We start from the raw sequence: 17,464 nt of genomic DNA, 5'->3' as shown, positions 1-17,464 counted from the left end.
ACACGTCCCGTACGACAGACCCCCCACCGCCCCACCGCCGCCCGGCCCCCGCGAGGGAGTGCCGGGCGGCGGTCTACGTTCCGTATCGCGGACAATCACGTCTCGTCATATGACACACCGGTGACAGGTCCCGGTGTCCGTCCCTACGATCGAGGCCATGCAGAGCGCATCGAGCGGTCCCCGTTTCAGGGGACAGGCGAACCTCACGAAGCGGCGGGCAGTCGACCTGTGCCGCGTCGCCACCATGCTCTGTCGCCCTGTCTGACGGGTCCGCCCCCGTCGTCGGCCGGTCCGCCCCCCGGCCGCTCCGTCTGATCGCCGTTCCCGTTGTGCCACGCCGCGCCGCGCGCCGCCCCAGCCGCCGCGCTTCCCCGGCGTATCCGCGTGCCCGTCCCGCAAGCACACCCCCGCAACTGCCCCGGAGGAGAAGAACATGAGCCGCACCGACGTTCTGGTGGACGCCGACTGGGTCGAGGCCCACCTCGACGACCCGAAGGTCGTCCTCGTCGAGGTCGACGAGGACACCGCCGCGTACGACAAGAACCACATCAGGAACGCCGTCCGGATCGACTGGCAGAAGGATCTCCAGGACCCGGTCCGCCGTGACTTCGTCGACCAGGAGGGCTTCGAGAAGCTGCTCTCCGCCAAGGGCATCGCCAACGACGACACCGTCGTCCTCTACGGCGGCAACAACAACTGGTTCGCCTCGTACGCCTACTGGTACTTCAAGCTCTACGGCCACGACAGCGTGAAGCTGCTCGACGGCGGCCGCAAGAAGTGGGAGCTGGACTCCCGCGACCTGGTCGACGGCTCCGAGGTCCCCCAGCGCCCCGCCACCGCCTACAAGGCGCAGGCGCAGGACACCTCCATCCGTGCCTTCCGGGACGACGTCGTCGCCGCGATCGGCGCCGAGAACCTCGTCGACGTGCGCTCCCCCGACGAGTTCAGCGGCAAGCTGCTCGCCCCGGCGCACCTCCCGCAGGAGCAGTCGCAGCGCCCCGGCCACGTGCCCAGCGCCCGCAACATCCCGTGGTCGAAGAACGCCAACGACGACGGCACCTTCAAGTCGGACGACGAGCTGACGGCGCTCTACGAGGGCGAGCAGGTCGACCTGGCGAAGGACACCATCGCCTACTGCCGTATCGGTGAGCGTTCCGCCCTGACCTGGTTCGTCCTGCACGAGCTGCTCGGCCAGACGAACGTCAAGAACTACGACGGCTCCTGGACCGAGTACGGCTCGCTGGTCGGCGTGCCGATCGAGCTCGGCGCCAACAAGTAAGCCCGCCCCACCCCTCTACCCCTCAAGGAATCCCATGTGTGGAGCACAGGCCGGCGGCCCCGACGCGTCGACCATCAAGCCCGGTGAGACCACGATCCAGGGCAGCGTGACCCGCGACGGCGAGCCCGTCACCGGCTACGTCCGCCTGCTGGACAGCACCGGCGAGTTCACCGCCGAGGTCCCCACCTCCGCGACCGGACAGTTCCGCTTCTACGCGGCGGAGGGCACCTGGACGCTGCGCGCCCTCGTCCCCGGCGCCACCGCCGACCGCACCGTGGTCGCGCAGAAGGGCGGCCTGGCGGAGGTCGCCATCGCCGTCTGACGACAGCGTGCGGTGGGTGCGCGGCAGCGGTCGCGCACCCACCGGCGGAGGGCCGTACCCCGGGGTTGGACGCCTTGGCGGTGGTGCGGCCCTCCGCGCTGTGTACGGACCGGCGGGCCGTGTCGCGAACGGGCCGCCGGGACTTCTTTCCGGGGCGGTACGGACTTACCGTGGAGGTATGCCCGGCTGGCTGCCTCCCCGACGCCGTCATCGCTGGTACTTCGTGATGATGGGGGTCTGCCTCACCCTTTTCGTGCTCGCCTGGAGCGTGGTGCGGATGTGGTCGGTGACGGCGGCGGTGGTGATGTGCGTGATCGCGATGGTCATCCCGCCCGTCGCGGCGATCGTCGCCAACCGCCGGGGCCCCTACGAGCGCTGGTGGGACGAGTCCGGCGACCCGGAGTCGGACCGCTGGTGGCGTGAGCTGGACGACCGCGACGACCACCACTCGCACTGAACGGACGGCCCTCCGGCCCGTCGTCACCGCTCCAGGCCCCGCGCGGGGAACCTCACAGCGCCGCCGTCCGGTACGACGACTAGACTCGTCCCCGGTCCGTTCCACCCCACTCCGTCCAAGGAGCACGACGTGCTTGAGGCAGTCTTCACCACCCTGCTCGTCCTGGTCGGCGTCGGCGTCATCGCCTTCGCCGGTCTGACCTTCAAGAAGCTCTACCAGGGTCAGCGCTGACGACCGCCTCCCGCCGTGCCGTCTTGTCCCTCCCCACAGATCGCCTGAGCTGATGATCGAGATCCCGTCCGACCTGAACCCGGCCCTGGTCCCCCTGGCCTTCCTCCTCGGCAACTGGGAAGGCGCGGGTGTCGCGGACTTCCCCGGCACCGAGAAGTGCAACTTCGGGCAGGAGGTCACGTTCACCCATGACGGCCGTGACTTCCTGGAGTACACCTCGCACAGCTGGGTCCTGGACGGCGAGGGCAAGAAGGTCCGCCCGCTGGAGACCGAGAGCGGCTACTGGCGGATCGACAAGGACCGCAAGGTCGAGGTCGTCATGATCCGCGACCAGGGCATCGTCGAGGTCTGGTACGGCGAGCTGGCCGACCAGAAGCCGCAGATCGACCTCGCCACCGACGCCGTCGCCCGCACCGCGGCCGCCGGTCCGTACACCGGTGGCAAGCGCCTCTACGGCTACGTCAAGAGCGATCTGATGTGGGTCGGCGAGAAGGCCACCCCCGAGGTGCCGCTGCGGCCGTACATGTCCGCGCACCTGAAGAAGGTCGCCGACCTCAAGGAGTGGGCGGAGAGCCTCCCGGCCGACACCCCCGACGGTGTCTCGTTCTTCAACGCGGACGGCACCCCGTACGAGGGCTGAGCACCGCCCGACGGCGTACGGGGCCGGGTGCCCCGTACGTCCCACAACCGCATACGTATGACGCGCCCCGCGGGGGAAGTCCGGTGAGAGTCCGGCGCTGACCCGCAACGGTAAGCGGAGCCCCCGTCCCGGGGAGCGTCCGCGAGCCCGATCACCCGCGGTGGCGTCCGCACCTGTAGAACTCGCCGTGGACTGCGAGGGGACGCCCGCCGCAGTCGCCGGGCCGTGCCTTCACCCGTAGGACGGCCCGAGCCGAAGGCGGACCGTCCGTGGAACCGACGCCCTCCCAGGCCACCGCGCCCCGCACCGCGCGCCCGTACGAGGCGCCCGCGCCGGTGCGCCGCCTCCCCCTCCCGCCGCTGGTCGCGGCCCTCACCGTCGCGCTGCTCGGCTCCGTCGTCTGCGGCGTCGGCCTGGGCTCCGCCGGGGTGAGCTGGAGCCAGGTGGTGCACTATCTGACCGCCGGGGTGACCGGCGGGACGCTCCCCGCCGAGGACTCCGCGGGCTACACCGTCGTCTGGGAACTGCGCTTCCCTCGGGCGCTGCTGGCCGCCGTCGTCGGCGCGGGGCTCTCCGCCATCGGCGTCGCCGTACAGGCGCTGGTCCGCAACGCGCTCGCCGATCCGTTCGTCCTCGGGATCTCCTCCGGCGCCGCCGTCGGCGCCAACGCGGTGCTGCTCTTCGGCGCCGCCGGGGCGCTGGGCGTCTGGGCGCTCTCCACCTCCGCGTTCGTCTGCGCGCTGCTCGCCATGGCCCTGGTGTACGCCGCCGCCCGCACCGCGCACGGCCTCACCCCGCTGCGGCTGGTCCTCACCGGTACCGCGATGTACTACGGCTTCTCCGCCGTGACGACACTGATGGTGTTCTCCGCCGACCGCGGCGAGGCGGCCCGGTCCGCGGTGATGTGGCTGCTGGGCTCCCTGAGCGGCGCGGGCTGGCCGTCGGTGCCGCTCGCCGCCGCCGCGGTGGCCGCCGCGGTGCTCTATCTGCGGCTGGCCGCGGGGCGCCTGAACGCGCTGGCGATGGGCGACGAGACGGCCGCGGCGCTCGGCGTGGACGCGGGGCGGCTGCGGCGGGAGCTGTTCCTGGTGGTGGCTGCGGTCGCCGGGGCGGTGGTCGCGGTGAGCGGGGCGATCGGCTTCGTCGGGCTGCTGGTGCCGCATGTGACGCGGATGCTGGTGGGCGCCGACCACCGCCGGGTGATCGCGGTCGCGCCGCTGCTCGGCGCGGTGCTGCTGGTCTGGGCGGATGTGCTGTCGCGGGTGCTGATCGCGCCCGTCGAACTGCCCGTCGGGGCGATCACCGCGGTGCTCGGTGTGCCCGGCTTCGTGCTGCTGATGCGGCGGAACGGCTACAGCTTCGGAGGGGGCGTCTGATGCGCGTCGACATCGACGGTCTGGCCGTGGAGGTCGCCGGGCGGCGGCTGATCCACGAGGTGACGCTCCGCGCGGCCGAAGGACAGCTCATCGGGTTGATCGGCCCGAACGGCAGCGGTAAGTCCACGCTGCTGCGCTGCGTCTACCGGGCGCTGCGCCCGGCGGGCGGCACGGTCCGGCTGGACGGCGCCGATCTGCACGCCATGGACGCCCGGGAGGGCGCCCGGCTGCTGGCCGCGCTGCCGCAGGAGGGCCAGGCCACCTTCGACTTCACGGTCGCCGAGATCGTGGCGATGGGGCGGCTGCCGCACCAGCGCGGCTCCGGCCGGGCATCCGCCGCCGACGAGGAGATCTGCGCGCGGGCGCTGGCCCGGGTCGGCGCCGGGCATCTGGCGCACCGCGGCTTCCCCGGGCTGTCCGGCGGTGAGAAGCAGCGGGTGCTGATCGCCCGCGCGCTCGCCCAGCAGCCGCGGGTGCTGGTGTTGGACGAGCCCACCAACCACCTCGACATCGCCCAGCAGCTGGAGGTCCTGGCACTGGTCCGGGACAGCCGTCTGACGGTGCTGGCGGCGCTGCACGACCTCAACCTCGCGGCGCAGCACTGCGATGCGCTGTACGTCCTGGACGGCGGCCGGATCGTCGCCTCCGGCGCCCCGCACGAGGTGCTCACCGCCGAGCTGCTCGCCGAGGTCTTCGGCGTCCGCGCCCACCGCGTCCGCCACCCCGAGACCGGCGCCGTACAGCTGCTCTTCGACCGGCTGCCGCAGCGGACGGACACCCCGGAGGCCGCCCCACCGGACACCCCGGAGGCCGCCCCACCGGGCGCCCCGGACGGCGACGGTCCGCCACCGCCCGGCCCGGACGGCGCCGCAGATTCCCCCTCCCTCCCCTCCCCCAGATAAGGCCCCCGATGTCCCGCCGCCCCGCCGCCCTGTTCCCCGCGCTCGCCGCGGTCTCCGCCCTCGCCCTGACCCTCACCGGATGCGGGGCGAAGGTCGCCGCCGACAAGGACGCCGACCGCAAGGACGCGGCCGGTTACCCGGTCACCGTCAAGAACTGCGGCACCGATCTGACCTTCGACAAGAAGCCGTCCCGGGTCGTCACCAACGACATCGGCATCACCGATCTGATGCTGGCGCTCGGTCTGGAGGACCGGATGGCCGGGTACGTGACGCCGTCGTACCGGGGCCGGATCGACAAGGTGGCCTGGCGGGACGCGTTCGACAAGGTGCCGTGGCTGTCGAAGAAGGCGATCACCAAGGAGATCGCGCTCGACGCGCACGCCGATCTCGTCCTCGCGGGCTGGAACTACGGCTTCGGCGAGGGCAACGACCTCACGCCCGCCTCCCTCAAGAAGCTCGGCATCGACTCGTACGTCCTGACCGAGTCGTGCCGCAACGGCGGCGCCGGGAGTGCCCGCGGGGTGATGCCGCCGCTGGAGGCGCTCTACGCCGACCTGACCAACCTCGGGAAGATCTTCCACGTCGAGGACCGCGCCGCGAAGCTGGTCAAGGAGTACCGGGCGGAGATCGCCGAGGTCCGCGCCGGACACGCCAAGGACGGGAAGAAGCCGTCCGTCTTCCTCTACGACAGCGGCACCGACAAGCCGCTGACCGCGGGCGCCTTCGCCGGTCCGGACGACATCATCACCAAGGCGGGCGGCGTCAACATCACCAAGGACCTCAAGGACACCTGGACCACCGTCGGCTGGGAGACCGTCGTCGAGCGGAACCCCGACGTCATCGTGATCAACGACTACGGTTCGCCGACCGCCGCGCAGAAGAAGGACTTCCTGCTCCACTACAAGCCGCTGGCGAACGTCTCCGCCGTCAAGCACCACCGGATCTACACGCTCGACTACGCCGACCTCGTCGAATCGCCCCGCAACCCGGCGGCGGTCCGCTCGCTGGCCCGCTATCTCGCCGCCGGGCACGTCGGCTGACTCCTCGGGCGGCCCGGCGCTCCTTACACTGGGCGTGTGGTGAGCACCGACTGGCAGAGCGACCTCCGCAAACGCGGCTACCGGCTGACGCCCCAGCGTCAGCTCGTGCTGGAAGCCGTCGACAGACTGGAGCACGCGACCCCGGACGACGTCCTCACCGAGGTGCGCAAGACCGCGGGCAGCGTGAACATCTCCACCGTCTACCGCACCCTGGAGCTGCTGGAGGAGCTGGGCCTGGTCAGCCACGCCCACCTCGGCCACGGCTCGGCCACCTACCACCTCGCCGACCGCCACCACCACATGCATCTGGTCTGCCGGGACTGCACGGAGGTGATCGAGGCGGATCTGTCGGTGGCCGAGCCGTTCGCCGCCACGCTCCGCGAGCAGTTCGGCTTCACCACCGATCTGAAGCACTTCGCCATCTTCGGCCGCTGCCGCGCCTGTACGGAGAAGGCGGCGCGGCCGGAGGGTGCCGCGGAGACGGCGGGCGGCGAGGCGTAGCGGCGTGGGCCGTAGGCTGGCGGCATGAAGAGTTCCCTGCTGTCGCTGCCCGGCGCCGTCCCCGCCGAGGCCCCCGACGAAGGCGTCGCCGCGCACTACGGTGACCTCTTCCGTGAACAACGCGCGCTGGCGGACGGCTCCGGTTTCGTGGACCTCTCGCACCGCGCCGTCGTCACCGTCACCGGGGCGGAGCGGCTGAGCTGGCTCCATCTGCTGGTCACCCAGCATGTCAGCGAGTTGCCGCCGGGGCAGGCCACCGAGGCGCTGATCCTCTCCCCGCACGGCCATGTCGAGCATGCGCTGTACCTCGTCGACGACGGGGAGACGACGTGGCTGCACGCCGAGCCGGGCACCCAGGAGGCGTTGATCGCCTATCTGGAGAGCATGAAGTTCTTCTACCGCGTCGAGGTCGCCGACCGCACCGCGGACATCGCCGTGGTGCACCTCCCGGCCGGTTCGATCACCGAGGCGCCCGAGGGCACCGCGGTCCGTGAGACGCCGCACGGCCGGGACCTCTTCCTGCCGCGCGCCGCGCTGGACGCGTTCGCCGCGGCGCACGGCCCGGCGGTCGGTGTGCTCGCGCTGGAGGCGCTGCGCGTCGAGGCGCACCGCCCGCGGCTCGGTCTGGAGACCGACCACCGCACCATCCCGCACGAGCTGGGCTGGCTGGAGACCGCGGTCCATCTGCAGAAGGGCTGCTACCGCGGCCAGGAGACCGTCGCCCGCGTCCACAACCTGGGGAAGCCGCCGCGCCGCCTGGTCTTCCTGCACCTGGACGGCAGCGAGGTGCATCTGCCGCCGCACGGCACGCCGTTGCGGCTCGCCGCGGACGGTCCCGAGGGCCGTCAGATCGGCTTCGTCACCACCTCGGCCCGCCACCACGAGCTGGGCCCGATCGCGCTCGGTCTGATCAAGCGGAACGTCCCCGTCGACGCCCCGCTGGACGCCGAGGGCACCGCCGCGGCCCAGGAGGTCGTGGTCGCGCCGTAGACCGCTCTCCGCACGGCGACGGCCGCGGTCCCTCGCGCGAGGGGCCGCGGCCGTCGCCGTGTCCGGGCGGGAAAGGCTGCCGTCACACCTCGACGAGGACCGTGAACGGACCGTCGTTGGTCAGCGACACCTTCATGTCGGCGCCGAAGCGGCCGGTCTCCACCTGGGCGCCGAGCGCCCGCAGCTGAGTGACCACCTCGTCGACGAGGGGTTCGGCGACCGGGCCGGGCGCGGCCGCGTTCCAGGTGGGGCGGCGGCCCTTGCGCGCGTCACCGTAGAGAGTGAACTGGCTGATGACCAGCAGCGGGGCGGCCGTGTCCGAGCACGACTTCTCGCCCGGCAGGATCCGCACCGACCACAGCTTCCGGGCGAGCTGCGCCGCCTTCTGGGCGGTGTCGTCGTGCGTGACCCCGACCAGCACGCACAGTCCCTCGCCGACGATCTCGCCGACCGTCTCGCCGTCCACGACGACGCGTGCGCCGTCCACTCTCTGCACCACTGCTCGCATACCCGCCATCATGCCGGGCCCCGGAACCGTTCGGACAGCCGTGCCCCTCCAGGGGCCGTTCGGGTGTCATGGCCCTGCATACGGACCGCCCAGAGTGGCACGATGCGTGCACGTGGTGCGTTTCATGGACAACATGCCCTGGATGCCGCACCGGACGAGGGGACAACCACTCATGAGCACTGCCGGCGCCGGGCGGATCCCCGGTCCCGTACCACCCGCCCGTACGACCCCGGGTGCCGCTCCGGCGCCGCCCGTCGCCCGTTGGACGACCATGGCGACGGCCCCTGCCGACGGCGCCCGCACCGAGGATGGCCCCATGCTCCAAGCCGGCCCGTCGCCGCACCGCCCACCGCAGCAGCGCGACCGCTTCCGCCCCGTCGTCCAGCCGGATCTGACCGCCCCGGGCCTGCCCGAGCTGCGGGTGCTGCGGCGTGACGCACAGCGCGAGGAGGCCGATCTCAGCTATCTGCGGCGGCTGCTCCAGGGCCGGATCGACATCCTGCGGGCGGAGCTGGCCCGCCGGGCGGCGCCGCTGCCGCCGCTGCTCGACCGGCTGCCGGAGATCCTCGCGGACGTCCCGTCCCGCCACCGCTCCTCCGCCCGGCACGTCACGGTCGGCACCCCGCACGGCGAGGAGTACCGGCGGCTCGCCGACGACATGCTCGGCGAGGTGGAGCTGTCCGATCTGGGCGCGCGGACCGACGGTGAGCTGACGGAGGCGATGACCCGGCTGGTCCGGTACGAGCAGCAGGTCTCCGGGCGGCGGCAGTCGTTGCAGCGGATGGCCGACGATTGCAGTACCGAAATCGCCCGCAGGTACCGTGAAGGGGAAGCACAAGTAGACGACCTGCTGTCCTGACCTGGGCCACAAGCCTTCCGGGGAGGGCCGGTCACGTTCCCGGAAGGCTCATCGATGTCTCCGTCCCGCCCGATATCCGACCGCCCGGCACCGGACTCCCCGGTCCTCGCCGAGGTCGTCCGCTCCGGTTTCGTCGAGGGGCGCCACCGCGGCTCCGTGGTGGTGCTGGCCGCCGACGGTGGCGTCGAGACCGCGCTCGGTGACGTCGACGCGCCGGTCTTCCCCCGCTCCACCAACAAGCCGATGCAGGCCGCGGCGCTGCTGCGGGCGGGCCTGGAGCTGTCCGGCGAGCGGCTCGCGCTGGCGGCGGCCAGCCACTCCGGCGAACCGTTCCACCTGGAGCTGGTGCGGACGATGCTGGACGAGTTCCGGCTCGACCCGGCGCAGCTGCAGACGCCGCCGGACCTCCCGCTGGACCCGGAGGAGGCCGAGCGGTACCTCGCGTCCGGGCAGGTCCGCTCGCCGCTGACGATGAACTGCTCCGGCAAGCACACCGCGATGCTCGCCGCCTGCGTCGCCAACGGCTGGCCGACGGAGAGCTACCTCGACCAGGACCACCCGCTCCAGCAGCTGGTCCTTGCGTGTGTGCGCGCGGCGAGCGGTGAGGAGGTGGCGCACATCGGCACGGACGGCTGCGGGGCGCCGCTGATGTCGCTGTCGCTGACCGGTCTGGCCCGGTCGTTCCGGACCTTTGTCCTGGCCGAGCCGGGCACGCCCGAGCGGCGGGTCGCCGACGCGATGCGCGCGCACCCCGAGTACGTCGCGGGGACCCGGCGCCCGGACACCTGGCTGATGCGGGAGCTGCCCGGCACGCTGTCGAAGATGGGCGCGGAGGCGGTCCAGGCGCTGGCGCTGCCCGACGGGCGGGCCCTCGCCTTCAAGATCGACGACGGCAACACCCGCACGCTGGGCCCGGTGCTGGCCCGCACGCTGCGCGGGATGGGCGTCGAGGCGCCGGTCCTGGACCGCATCGCGGATGTCCCGCTGCTGGGCGGCGGCGTCCGCGTCGGGGAGATCCGCGCGGCGTTCTGAGACGTGCGGGGGCCGGTTCCCGGCGTCCGCCCCACGGCTGTCCGGTCGCGTGGTGTTCCCCGTCGTACCGGCGTTGGCCTGCACAGAGGGTGCGGGGCGTGCCTACAGTGGCGGCGACAGTCAGTTGGGGACGATCACAGCAGGAGGCCGGCGATCATGAGCGATGCGCACACCGGACCGCAGGGGCCCGAGGCGACCGAGCACGCCCACGACCCCGAGGTGCTACAGCTCGCGGCCAAGGTGTTCGACCTCGCGCGGCAGGGCGACACGGACACCGTCGCGGCGTACGTGGACGCCGGGGTACCGGCCAATCTGACCAATGAGAAGGGCGATTCGCTGGTCATGCTGGCCGCCTACCACGGCCATGCGGCCACGGTGGAGGCGCTGCTGCGCCGCGGCGCCGACGCCGACCGCGCCAACGACCGCGGCCAGACGCCGCTGGCGGGCGCGGTCTTCAAGGGCGCGGACGAGGTCGTGAAGGTGCTGGTCGCCCATGGCGCGGACCCGGCCGCGGGCACGCCGTCGGCGATCGACACGGCCCGGATGTTCGAGAAGACGGAGCTGCTGAAGCTGTTCAAGGCCGCCTGAGCGGGACGGTTTCCGGGGCACGGGCCCCGGGCGGAACGGGCGCGCGCCGGAGCGGCGCGGGGGCCGTGTTCCGCCTGGGGCCCGTTTCTGCGTGTGGGGCCCGTTCTGCGTGCGGGGCCCGTTCTGCGTGCGGGGCCCGGCCTCGGGCGGCGGCTCGGGCGGCGGGCCCGGGATTCGAGCCTCGGGCGGCGAACCCCAGGCGGCGGCTCGGGCTCGCGGCGGGCCCGGGGGGCGGCTCGGGCTCGCGGCAGCCCCAGGCCGCGGGCCCCAGACGGCGAGCCCCGAGCCTCGCTCCCGCCCGCGCCCTTGACCTCAACTCAACTTGAGGTTCTAGCGTCGGTTCCGACGGCGGCACCCGCCGCCGCCATCCGCGCCCGCTCCTCCGGAGGAACCCCGTGTCCGCAACCGACGCCCCCGCCCGCCACACCCTCGCCGTGCTCGTCGGCTCCACGCGTGAGGGCCGGTTCGCGCCGGTCGTCAGCGGCTGGTTCGCCCGGCACGCCGCCGCCCGTCCCCACCTCGACGTCGACGTCATCGACCTGGACGCGGTCCGCCCGTACGAACTGCGCCACGGGACGCCGGAGTTCGAGGAGTTCGCCGGGCGCGTCGCGGCGGCCGACGCGTTCGTGGTGGTCACCCCCGAGTACAACCACTCGTTCCCCGCGCCGCTGAAGCACGCCATCGACCTGCTGAACCCGCAGTGGCACGCCAAGCCCGTCGGCTTCGTCTCGTACGGCGGGATCTCCGGCGGGCTGCGGGCGGTGGAGCAACTGCGGCTGGTATTCGCGGAGTTGCACGCCACGACCGTCCGCGAGACGGTCAGCTTCCCGCTGGCCTGGTCGCTCTTCGACGAGAACGGCGAGCTGCGCGACCCGGCACCGGCCACCGAGGCGGCCGACGCCCTGCTCAACCAGCTCACCTGGTGGGCCCTCACCCTCCGCGAGGGCCGCGCCGCACGGCCGTACGGGGCCTGACCCGGGGGCGCGTCCGCATCCGGCGCGCGCCCCGCGGCTCAGCCCGTGCGCCGGGCCACCGCCACGTACACGGTCATCCCGCACGGGATACGGCCGTCCGGGAGCGCCGCCGGGGCGGTGGCGGCGGTGAAGCGGTCGCGCAGGTCCGCGACGGTCGCCAGGTCAAGTAACGCCAGGTCGTAGAGGCAGCCGACCGTCCGCCACACCGTCTCCGGTGGCGCGGTCAGGTCGAGCGGCACCCGCTCCCAGGACACCGGGGCGAACCCGGCGGGCCCGAAGACCGCGTCGAACCCCTCCCGGGTGCGCAGCCGCCGGTCGCCGAGGCGCGGGAGGCGGCGTCCGGGCGGCGCCGCGTCGAGCACCGGCCGCAGCAGCCGCAGGAACGCCGCGTACGCCTCGCCCTCCCCCGGCCCGCCGCCGAGGACCGCGGCCAGCGTCCCGCCGGGCGCCAGCACCCGGCCGATCTCGGCGGCGACCCGCTCGGGACCGTCCATCAGCATCAGCGCCATATGGGAGACCACACCGTCGAACTCGCCCTCGCGGAACGGGAGTTGATCGGCGCTCCCGGTGTGGAGCGGTGCGGTGTCCAGGCCCGGGCGGCGGCGGGCCAGGGCCAGTTCCGCGGCCGACAGGTCGACACCGGCGACCTGTCGGCCGGGCCCGGCGGCGAGCAGTTCCAGCAGCAGCCCGTCGCCACAGCCCACGTCCAGCACCCGGCGCCGCCCGGCCACCGCGTCCCGCAGCAGCGCATAGCTGGACCGGCCGTCGGGCCCGCGACCGTGCGCCATGGCCCGGGCGGTGACCGCGGGATACGCGGCGTGGAAACGACGGAGGAAGGCGGGGCCGTCGGGGGCCGGACCACCGGAAGCCGAGCCCCCGGAAGCCGAGCCGCCGGGCACCTCCCCCGTCGGCTTCCCCCTCACCGTCCCACCAACTCCATGCTCCCCGCGTCGTAGCGGGTCCCGGCGACGCGGTCGGCGGGGGCGGCGGCGTCGATGGCGGCGAGGTCGTCGGCGGAGAGTTCGATGGCCGTCGCGGCGAGGTTCTCCTCCAGGTACCGCACGCGCCGGGTGCCGGGGATCGGGACGACGTCCTCGCCGCGGTGCTGCACCCAGGCCAGCGCGAGCTGCCCGGCGGTCACCCCGCGCGCGGCGGCCAGCTCCGCCAGCTTCCGGACGATCGCGAGGTTCTGCTCCAGGTTCCCGTCGGCGAACCGCGGCTGGGTGCGCCGCACATCGGTCTCCGCCATGCCCTCGACGGAGGCGTACCGCCCGGTCAGGAAGCCGCGGCCGAGCGGCGAGAACGGCACGAGGCCGATGCCCAGCTCCCGGCAGACCGGGGCGATCTCCCGCTCCAGGTCGCGGGTCCACAGCGACCACTCGCTCTGCAACGCGGCGATCGGATGGACCGCATGGGCCCGGCGGACGGTCTCCGCGCCCGCCTCGCAGAGCCCGAGGTGGCGCACCTTGCCCGCCGCGACCAGCTCCGCCATCGCGCCGACCGTCTCCTCGATCGGCACCCGCGGGTCGACGCGGTGCTGGTAGTAGAGGTCGATGTGGTCGACGCCGAGGCGGCGCAGCGAGGCGTCGCACGCCTGGCGTACGTAGGCGGCGTCGCCGCGGATGACGGCCGGTTCGCCGAGGCGGTTGGCGAAGCCGAACTTGGTGGCGAGCACCACCTCGTCACGGCGCTCGGCGAGCAGTCGGCCGAGCAACTCCTCGTTGTGTCCGGCTCCGTAGAAGTCGGAGGAGTCCAGCAGGGTGACACCGAGATCGAGCGCCCGGTGCAGGGTGGCGAGTGACATGGCGTCGTCCGACGCCCCGTACCCGTGGCTCATCCCCATGCACCCGAGTCCCTGGGCCGAGACCTCCAGCGCACCGAGCCTGCGCGTAGCCGTCCCCGTCATCTCCGCCACCTCCTGGCACGGCCCACCACCGGGACCCTCCCGGAACCGTGGCCGTCCCGATGACGGTAGGAGCTGAAGTGCGCTCGAAGTCAACGGTGTCCGGCGCGGGGCGGGTCCGCTGCCGGTGCGCGGGGGTACGGTGCCGAGCGCCGCGGGTCCCGGCACCTCCGCGGCGCCCGGACCGGCCCGCGAGCGGGCACCGAGCCGCGAAGGAGACACCCCATGGGCAAGGTCACCACCAGCGTCACCACGATGTCGCTGGACGGCTATATCGCCGGTCCGGACGAGAGCGGCTTCGACCTGCTCTTCCAGTGGTACGGCAACGGCGATGTCGAGATCCCGTCGGCCAGCCCGGACGTGCCGCCGTTCCATGTCTCCGCGGCCAGCGCCGCGCTGCTCCGGCGGGAGTGGGGGAACGCCGGGGCGCTGGTCGTCGGCCGGTACCTCTACGACCTGACGCACGCCTGGGGCGGGCGCCACCCGATGGATGTACCCACCGTCGTCCTCACCCACCGGCGCCCGGCGGACCGGCCCGAGGACGACGCGGACTTCGTCTTCGTCACCGACGGCATCGAGGCGGCGGTGGCCCGGGCGAAGGCGCTCGCCGGGGAGAAGGACGTGGTGGTGAACGGCGGGCAGATGGCCCGTCAGTGTCTGGAGGCCGGACTGCTCGACGAGGTCGGTATCGCGCTGGTCCCGGTCGTCCTGGGCGGCGGCAAACGGCTCTTCGACGGGCTCGGCGGCGGGCCGGTGCGGTTCGACGGGCCCGTCGCGGTGGTCGAGGGCACCGGCGTCACCCATCTGCGGTACCGGGTCCGGAGGTGAGCCGCCGCCCGCCCGCGGCCGGTGCCCCGGGCCCGCCGCGGAGCCCCGCGCGCCGCTCCCGCCACCACGCGCCCACCCAGACCGCCGCCCCCAGCGCGCTGAACCCGGCCCCCAGTACGCAGACCGCGCCCCATCCGGCCGCCGCGTAGAGGGAGGTCGCGGCGAGGGCGCCGGTGGCGCTGCCGATCGAGTAGAAGACCATGTAGCCGCCGATCAGACGGCTGCCCGCGTCCGGGTGGAGGGCGTAGATCACCGTCTGGTTGGTGACATGGACCGCCTGGACCGCGAGGTCGAGGAGGATCACCCCGGCGGCCAGCGCCCACAGCGAGCTGCGGGTGAGGGCCAGCGGGAGCCAGGCGGCGGTGAGCAGGGCGAGGGCGAGGCCGGTGGTGCGGCGGGCGAGCCCGCGGTCGTTGAGCCGCCCCGCGACGGTCGCGGCCAGCGCACCGGCCACCCCGATCAGCCCGAGCGCGCCGATCGCACGGTGCGGCAGGAAGTACGGCGCCTCGCTGAGCGGCAGCGCGACGCTGCTCCACAGGGTGCTGAACGCGGCGAAGACCAGCAGGCAGTAGCACGCCCGCAGCCGTAGCACCGGTTCGCGCGCGAAGAGGGTGAGCGTGGAGCGGAGCAGCTGCCCGTAGCGGAGGGCGTCCGGTGCGGCGGGGCGGCGGGGCAGCACCCGGTGGAGGGTCAGCGCCAGCACCGCGGTCAGCGCCGCCGAGGCGAGGTAGACGGAGCGCCAGCCCGCGAGGTCGGCGAGGAGCCCGGAGGCGGTGCGGGCGAGCAGGATGCCGATGACCACCCCGCCGGTGACCAGCCCCACGACCCGGCCCCGCCCGGCGGGCGGCGCCAGCGACGCGGCGAACGCCACCAGCGTCTGCGTGACGACGGCGAGCAGCCCGGTGGCGGCCACCCCCGCGAGCAGCGCCGCGGCCGTACCGGCGGTGCCGACCACGGCCAACGCCCCGACCAGCAGCGCCAGTTGCCCCACGATGATCCGCCGCCGGTCGGCCACATCACCCAGCGGTACGAGGAGGAAGAGCCCGAGGCCGTATCCGACATGGGTGAGCGTGACGACGGCGCCGACCAGCGCCGGGCTCATGGCGAGGTCGCGCCCCATGGTCACCAGCAGCGGCTGCGCGAAGTAGACATTGGCCACCGCGGCGCCGCAGGCGACCGCGAAGAGCGCGACGACGCCCCGCGACAGAACGTACCCGGCGCCCTCCTCCCCGCGCCCGCCCTCATCCCGTAACGCCACAGCCTCCGTACCGCCGCCACCGCAGCTACCGTCGCCGTCACCGTCACCGGGCATCGACATCCGCTTCCCCACCCTCCGACCCATCTGGTTTCAACTTGCTACCGAAGAACGAGGGCGACGCTAACCCGCTTGGTAGCATGTTGCAACCACAATCGACGGACCGGCGCGGACTCGCGCGGACCGGACGGATCGACGGGAACGAGGGACGCCATGGTGAGCAGGACCCGCTTCGACGACAGTGACTGCCCGGTCGCCCGGTCCGTGGACGCGATCGGCGACTGGTGGTCCCTGCTGATCGTCCGGGACGCGTTCGACGGCAGCCGCCGCTTCGGGGAGTTCCAGCGCAGCCTGGGCGTGGCGAAGAACATCCTCACCACCCGGCTGCGCGCCCTCGTCGCCGGTGGCGTCCTCGCCTCCGTCCCCGCCTCGGACGGCAGCGCCTACCGCGAGTACGTGCTGACCCCGAAAGGCGAGGCGCTCTTCCCCGTCATCGTGGCGCTGCGCCAGTGGGGCGAGCAGCACTTCTTCACCCCCGGCGAACCCCACTCCGAACTCGTCGACCGCCGCGCGGGCCACCCGCTGCGCCCACTGGAGGTCCACGCCGAGGACGGACGCCGGGTGACCCCGGGCGACACGACGGTACGGAAGGTGCCCGAGGAGTGAACCCGGGCCGGGGGTCCGGCGGCCTGGCGGTCCGGCAGCCTGGCAACCCGGCGGCCTAGCCGCCCAGCGGGCCTGGCGGTCCGGGGCCCGGCGGCCCAGCCGTCCGCCCCGGAAACCGATCCCGCCCGCTATAGGAAACCCCTATACCGTCCCCTGAATTTCCGTCTTTGCCCCACCCTCCTCCCTCTACGTACCGTGAATTCACCCGGTCCGAAAAGCTCCGCAATCGCGGGCCGGGCCGCACGGGAAATACGTAGAGAGAATCAATCCGGAAGGGCCGACGGAATGACCACTGCCGAGAACAACGGATCGGAAATGCGGGAACTCGCCGGAGTGCGGGAACTCGCCGGAAAGCGGGCGCTGGTCACCGGCGGCACCCGCGGTATCGGCGCCGCCGTCGTACGAGGACTGCTGGCGGCGGGCGCCGAGGTGCTGACGACGGCCAGGTCGGCGACGGGGACGGCGCCGGACGGGGCGCTCTTCGTCGCGGCGGACATCGCCACCCGGTCCGGCGCGGAGACGCTGGCCACGGCGGCGCAGGAGCGGCTCGGCGGCGTGGACATCCTGGTGCACAACGCCGGTGGGGCGCAGCCGTACCGGGGCGCCGCGGCCATCCCCGACGAGGAGTGGCAGCACGCGCTGGACCTGAACTTCCTGGCGTCGGTCCGGCTGGACGCGCTGCTGGCACCCGGGATGCGGGAGCGGCGTTCGGGGGCGATCGTGCACATCTCGTCCGCCGCGGTCGCCACGCCGGTGGGGCCGTTCCTGCACTACACGGCGGCGAAGGCGGCGCTGGAGAACTACAGCCGGGGGCTGGCCGCGGAGCTGGCGCCGTCCGGCGTGCGGGTCAACACCGTCTCGCCGGGCCGGACCGCCACCCCCGGCGGCGAGGACACCCGGGAGCGGTGGGCGCGCCTGTCCGTGGGACCGGGCGCGACCAACGCCGACGACACCGCGCCGCTGGGCCGCGAGGGCCACCCGGACGACATCGCCCACGCGGTGCTGTACTTCGTCTCCGACCGGGCGGAGTGGCTGACCGGAAGCACACTCGTCGTGGACGGCGGAGAATTCCCGCGAGGCTGACGCGGACGAATTCCGGGGCACCCCTGGGTA

Annotated in this window: 21 protein-coding genes and 1 riboswitch; of the genes, 17 read left to right on the top strand and 4 right to left on the bottom strand. The window is 73.3% G+C overall.

The annotated features are described in order from the left end of the window. Window positions 1-157: 157 nt before the first annotated feature. From IF23_RS35645 to ygfZ, 10 genes are all read left to right on the top strand, one after another. Window positions 158-265, top strand: coding sequence for an Ms5788A family Cys-rich leader peptide (locus tag IF23_RS35645; RefSeq protein ID WP_351323616.1), 108 nt, complete (start codon window positions 158-160; stop codon window positions 263-265). Between the two features lie 168 nt (window positions 266-433). Further along, a complete protein-coding gene (locus IF23_RS0122045; protein ID WP_030286292.1) occupies window positions 434-1,279 on the top strand; it encodes a sulfurtransferase in 846 nt (281 codons plus the stop codon). A gap of 34 nt (window positions 1,280-1,313) precedes the next feature. Next, window positions 1,314-1,601 carry a DUF1416 domain-containing protein gene (locus IF23_RS0122040; RefSeq protein ID WP_030286290.1) on the top strand — a complete coding sequence of 96 codons (288 nt, stop codon included), beginning with the start codon at window positions 1,314-1,316 and terminating at the stop codon, window positions 1,599-1,601. Window positions 1,602-1,779: 178 nt separating this feature from the next. Then, complete coding sequence (locus IF23_RS0122035; RefSeq protein ID WP_030286288.1) at window positions 1,780-2,058, top strand: DUF3099 domain-containing protein; 279 nt, start codon at window positions 1,780-1,782, stop codon at window positions 2,056-2,058. Window positions 2,059-2,341: 283 nt separating this feature from the next. Further along, complete coding sequence (locus IF23_RS0122025; protein ID WP_030286284.1) at window positions 2,342-2,929, top strand: heme-binding beta-barrel domain-containing protein; 588 nt, start codon at window positions 2,342-2,344, stop codon at window positions 2,927-2,929. Window positions 2,930-3,001: 72 nt separating this feature from the next. Then, window positions 3,002-3,086, top strand: a riboswitch (cobalamin riboswitch). Between the two features lie 112 nt (window positions 3,087-3,198). Beyond that, window positions 3,199-4,305, top strand: a complete 1,107-nt coding sequence (locus IF23_RS0122020) for a FecCD family ABC transporter permease (RefSeq protein WP_030286282.1) — start codon at window positions 3,199-3,201, stop codon at window positions 4,303-4,305. Next, window positions 4,305-5,207, top strand: a complete 903-nt coding sequence (locus tag IF23_RS0122015) for an ABC transporter ATP-binding protein (RefSeq protein ID WP_107126992.1) — start codon at window positions 4,305-4,307, stop codon at window positions 5,205-5,207. Before IF23_RS0122020 ends, IF23_RS0122015 begins: the two co-directional genes overlap by 1 nt. A gap of 8 nt (window positions 5,208-5,215) precedes the next feature. After that, window positions 5,216-6,247 carry an ABC transporter substrate-binding protein gene (locus IF23_RS0122010; protein WP_030286278.1) on the top strand — a complete coding sequence of 344 codons (1,032 nt, stop codon included), beginning with the start codon at window positions 5,216-5,218 and terminating at the stop codon, window positions 6,245-6,247. A gap of 36 nt (window positions 6,248-6,283) precedes the next feature. Beyond that, entirely contained in the window at window positions 6,284-6,748 is a 465-nt protein-coding gene (locus tag IF23_RS0122005; RefSeq protein ID WP_030286276.1) for a Fur family transcriptional regulator, read from the top strand. 24 nt (window positions 6,749-6,772) lie between these two features. Further along, window positions 6,773-7,738 carry a CAF17-like 4Fe-4S cluster assembly/insertion protein YgfZ gene (gene ygfZ / locus IF23_RS0122000; RefSeq protein WP_030286275.1) on the top strand — a complete coding sequence of 322 codons (966 nt, stop codon included), beginning with the start codon at window positions 6,773-6,775 and terminating at the stop codon, window positions 7,736-7,738. Window positions 7,739-7,820: 82 nt separating this feature from the next. On the opposite strand, the gene dtd is transcribed toward ygfZ, so the two are convergent. Further along, window positions 7,821-8,246 (bottom strand): D-aminoacyl-tRNA deacylase, encoded by a 426-nt coding sequence (gene dtd / locus IF23_RS0121995; RefSeq protein ID WP_030286273.1) that lies wholly within the window; start codon window positions 8,244-8,246, stop codon window positions 7,821-7,823. A gap of 172 nt (window positions 8,247-8,418) precedes the next feature. On the opposite strand from dtd, the gene IF23_RS0121990 reads away from it, so the two are divergent. The 4 genes from IF23_RS0121990 (at window position 8,419) to IF23_RS0121975 (ending at window position 11,699) form a co-directional block, all read left to right on the top strand. Further along, window positions 8,419-9,105, top strand: coding sequence for an RsiG family protein (locus tag IF23_RS0121990; RefSeq protein ID WP_425423867.1), 687 nt, complete (start codon window positions 8,419-8,421; stop codon window positions 9,103-9,105). A 54-nt stretch (window positions 9,106-9,159) separates the two neighbouring features. Continuing rightward, window positions 9,160-10,137: an asparaginase gene (locus IF23_RS0121985; RefSeq protein ID WP_030286267.1), complete on the top strand. Its 978-nt coding sequence runs from the start codon at window positions 9,160-9,162 to the stop codon at window positions 10,135-10,137. 156 nt (window positions 10,138-10,293) lie between these two features. Continuing rightward, window positions 10,294-10,725, top strand: a complete 432-nt coding sequence (locus IF23_RS0121980) for an ankyrin repeat domain-containing protein (RefSeq protein ID WP_030286265.1) — start codon at window positions 10,294-10,296, stop codon at window positions 10,723-10,725. 395 nt (window positions 10,726-11,120) lie between these two features. Next, window positions 11,121-11,699, top strand: coding sequence for an NADPH-dependent FMN reductase (locus tag IF23_RS0121975; RefSeq protein WP_030286263.1), 579 nt, complete (start codon window positions 11,121-11,123; stop codon window positions 11,697-11,699). 38 nt (window positions 11,700-11,737) lie between these two features. On the opposite strand, the gene IF23_RS0121970 is transcribed toward IF23_RS0121975, so the two are convergent. Both IF23_RS0121970 and IF23_RS0121965 read right to left on the bottom strand, forming a co-directional pair. After that, the gene (locus IF23_RS0121970; RefSeq protein ID WP_037679224.1) at window positions 11,738-12,487 is read right to left on the bottom strand and encodes a class I SAM-dependent methyltransferase; all 750 of its coding nucleotides are present in this window, start codon (window positions 12,485-12,487) and stop codon (window positions 11,738-11,740) included. 131 nt (window positions 12,488-12,618) lie between these two features. After that, window positions 12,619-13,605 (bottom strand): aldo/keto reductase, encoded by a 987-nt coding sequence (locus tag IF23_RS0121965; protein ID WP_030286259.1) that lies wholly within the window; start codon window positions 13,603-13,605, stop codon window positions 12,619-12,621. Between the two features lie 222 nt (window positions 13,606-13,827). On the opposite strand from IF23_RS0121965, the gene IF23_RS0121960 reads away from it, so the two are divergent. Beyond that, the gene (locus tag IF23_RS0121960) at window positions 13,828-14,430 is read left to right on the top strand and encodes a dihydrofolate reductase family protein (RefSeq protein ID WP_030286257.1); all 603 of its coding nucleotides are present in this window, start codon (window positions 13,828-13,830) and stop codon (window positions 14,428-14,430) included. Here IF23_RS0121960 and IF23_RS0121955 read toward each other — a convergent pair. Next, window positions 14,399-15,688, bottom strand: coding sequence for an MFS transporter (locus IF23_RS0121955; RefSeq protein ID WP_245655055.1), 1,290 nt, complete (start codon window positions 15,686-15,688; stop codon window positions 14,399-14,401). The genes IF23_RS0121960 and IF23_RS0121955 overlap by 32 nt on opposite strands. A 210-nt stretch (window positions 15,689-15,898) precedes the next feature. Between IF23_RS0121955 and IF23_RS0121950 the strand changes: the two genes are divergently transcribed. Together IF23_RS0121950 and IF23_RS0121945 are read left to right on the top strand one after the other, a co-directional pair. Beyond that, window positions 15,899-16,351, top strand: coding sequence for a winged helix-turn-helix transcriptional regulator (locus tag IF23_RS0121950; RefSeq protein WP_030286253.1), 453 nt, complete (start codon window positions 15,899-15,901; stop codon window positions 16,349-16,351). Between the two features lie 285 nt (window positions 16,352-16,636). After that, window positions 16,637-17,434, top strand: coding sequence for an SDR family oxidoreductase (locus tag IF23_RS0121945; RefSeq protein ID WP_030286251.1), 798 nt, complete (start codon window positions 16,637-16,639; stop codon window positions 17,432-17,434). Window positions 17,435-17,464: the final 30 nt, after the last annotated feature.

This window comes from Streptomyces catenulae (genome assembly GCF_000718015.1).
Taxonomy (GTDB): domain Bacteria; phylum Actinomycetota; class Actinomycetes; order Streptomycetales; family Streptomycetaceae; genus Streptomyces; species Streptomyces catenulae.
The sequence above is the reverse complement of the archived record's forward strand: the minus strand, read 5'-3'. Positions and strand labels throughout refer to the sequence as shown.

Coding starts and splice junctions, on each gene's coding strand:
- IF23_RS35645 (WP_351323616.1), top strand. CDS start 158: ATGCAGAGCGCATCGAGCGGTCCCCGTTTCAGGGGACAGGCGAACCTC.
- IF23_RS0122045 (WP_030286292.1), top strand. CDS start 434: ATGAGCCGCACCGACGTTCTGGTGGACGCCGACTGGGTCGAGGCCCAC.
- IF23_RS0122040 (WP_030286290.1), top strand. CDS start 1,314: ATGTGTGGAGCACAGGCCGGCGGCCCCGACGCGTCGACCATCAAGCCC.
- IF23_RS0122035 (WP_030286288.1), top strand. CDS start 1,780: ATGCCCGGCTGGCTGCCTCCCCGACGCCGTCATCGCTGGTACTTCGTG.
- IF23_RS0122025 (WP_030286284.1), top strand. CDS start 2,342: ATGATCGAGATCCCGTCCGACCTGAACCCGGCCCTGGTCCCCCTGGCC.
- IF23_RS0122015 (WP_107126992.1), top strand. CDS start 4,305: ATGCGCGTCGACATCGACGGTCTGGCCGTGGAGGTCGCCGGGCGGCGG.
- IF23_RS0122010 (WP_030286278.1), top strand. CDS start 5,216: ATGTCCCGCCGCCCCGCCGCCCTGTTCCCCGCGCTCGCCGCGGTCTCC.
- ygfZ (WP_030286275.1), top strand. CDS start 6,773: ATGAAGAGTTCCCTGCTGTCGCTGCCCGGCGCCGTCCCCGCCGAGGCC.
- dtd (WP_030286273.1), bottom strand. CDS start 8,246: ATGCGAGCAGTGGTGCAGAGAGTGGACGGCGCACGCGTCGTCGTGGAC.
- IF23_RS0121990 (WP_425423867.1), top strand. CDS start 8,419: ATGAGCACTGCCGGCGCCGGGCGGATCCCCGGTCCCGTACCACCCGCC.
- IF23_RS0121985 (WP_030286267.1), top strand. CDS start 9,160: ATGTCTCCGTCCCGCCCGATATCCGACCGCCCGGCACCGGACTCCCCG.
- IF23_RS0121980 (WP_030286265.1), top strand. CDS start 10,294: ATGAGCGATGCGCACACCGGACCGCAGGGGCCCGAGGCGACCGAGCAC.
- IF23_RS0121970 (WP_037679224.1), bottom strand. CDS start 12,487: ATGGCGCACGGTCGCGGGCCCGACGGCCGGTCCAGCTATGCGCTGCTG.
- IF23_RS0121965 (WP_030286259.1), bottom strand. CDS start 13,605: ATGACGGGGACGGCTACGCGCAGGCTCGGTGCGCTGGAGGTCTCGGCC.
- IF23_RS0121960 (WP_030286257.1), top strand. CDS start 13,828: ATGGGCAAGGTCACCACCAGCGTCACCACGATGTCGCTGGACGGCTAT.
- IF23_RS0121950 (WP_030286253.1), top strand. CDS start 15,899: ATGGTGAGCAGGACCCGCTTCGACGACAGTGACTGCCCGGTCGCCCGG.
- IF23_RS0121945 (WP_030286251.1), top strand. CDS start 16,637: ATGACCACTGCCGAGAACAACGGATCGGAAATGCGGGAACTCGCCGGA.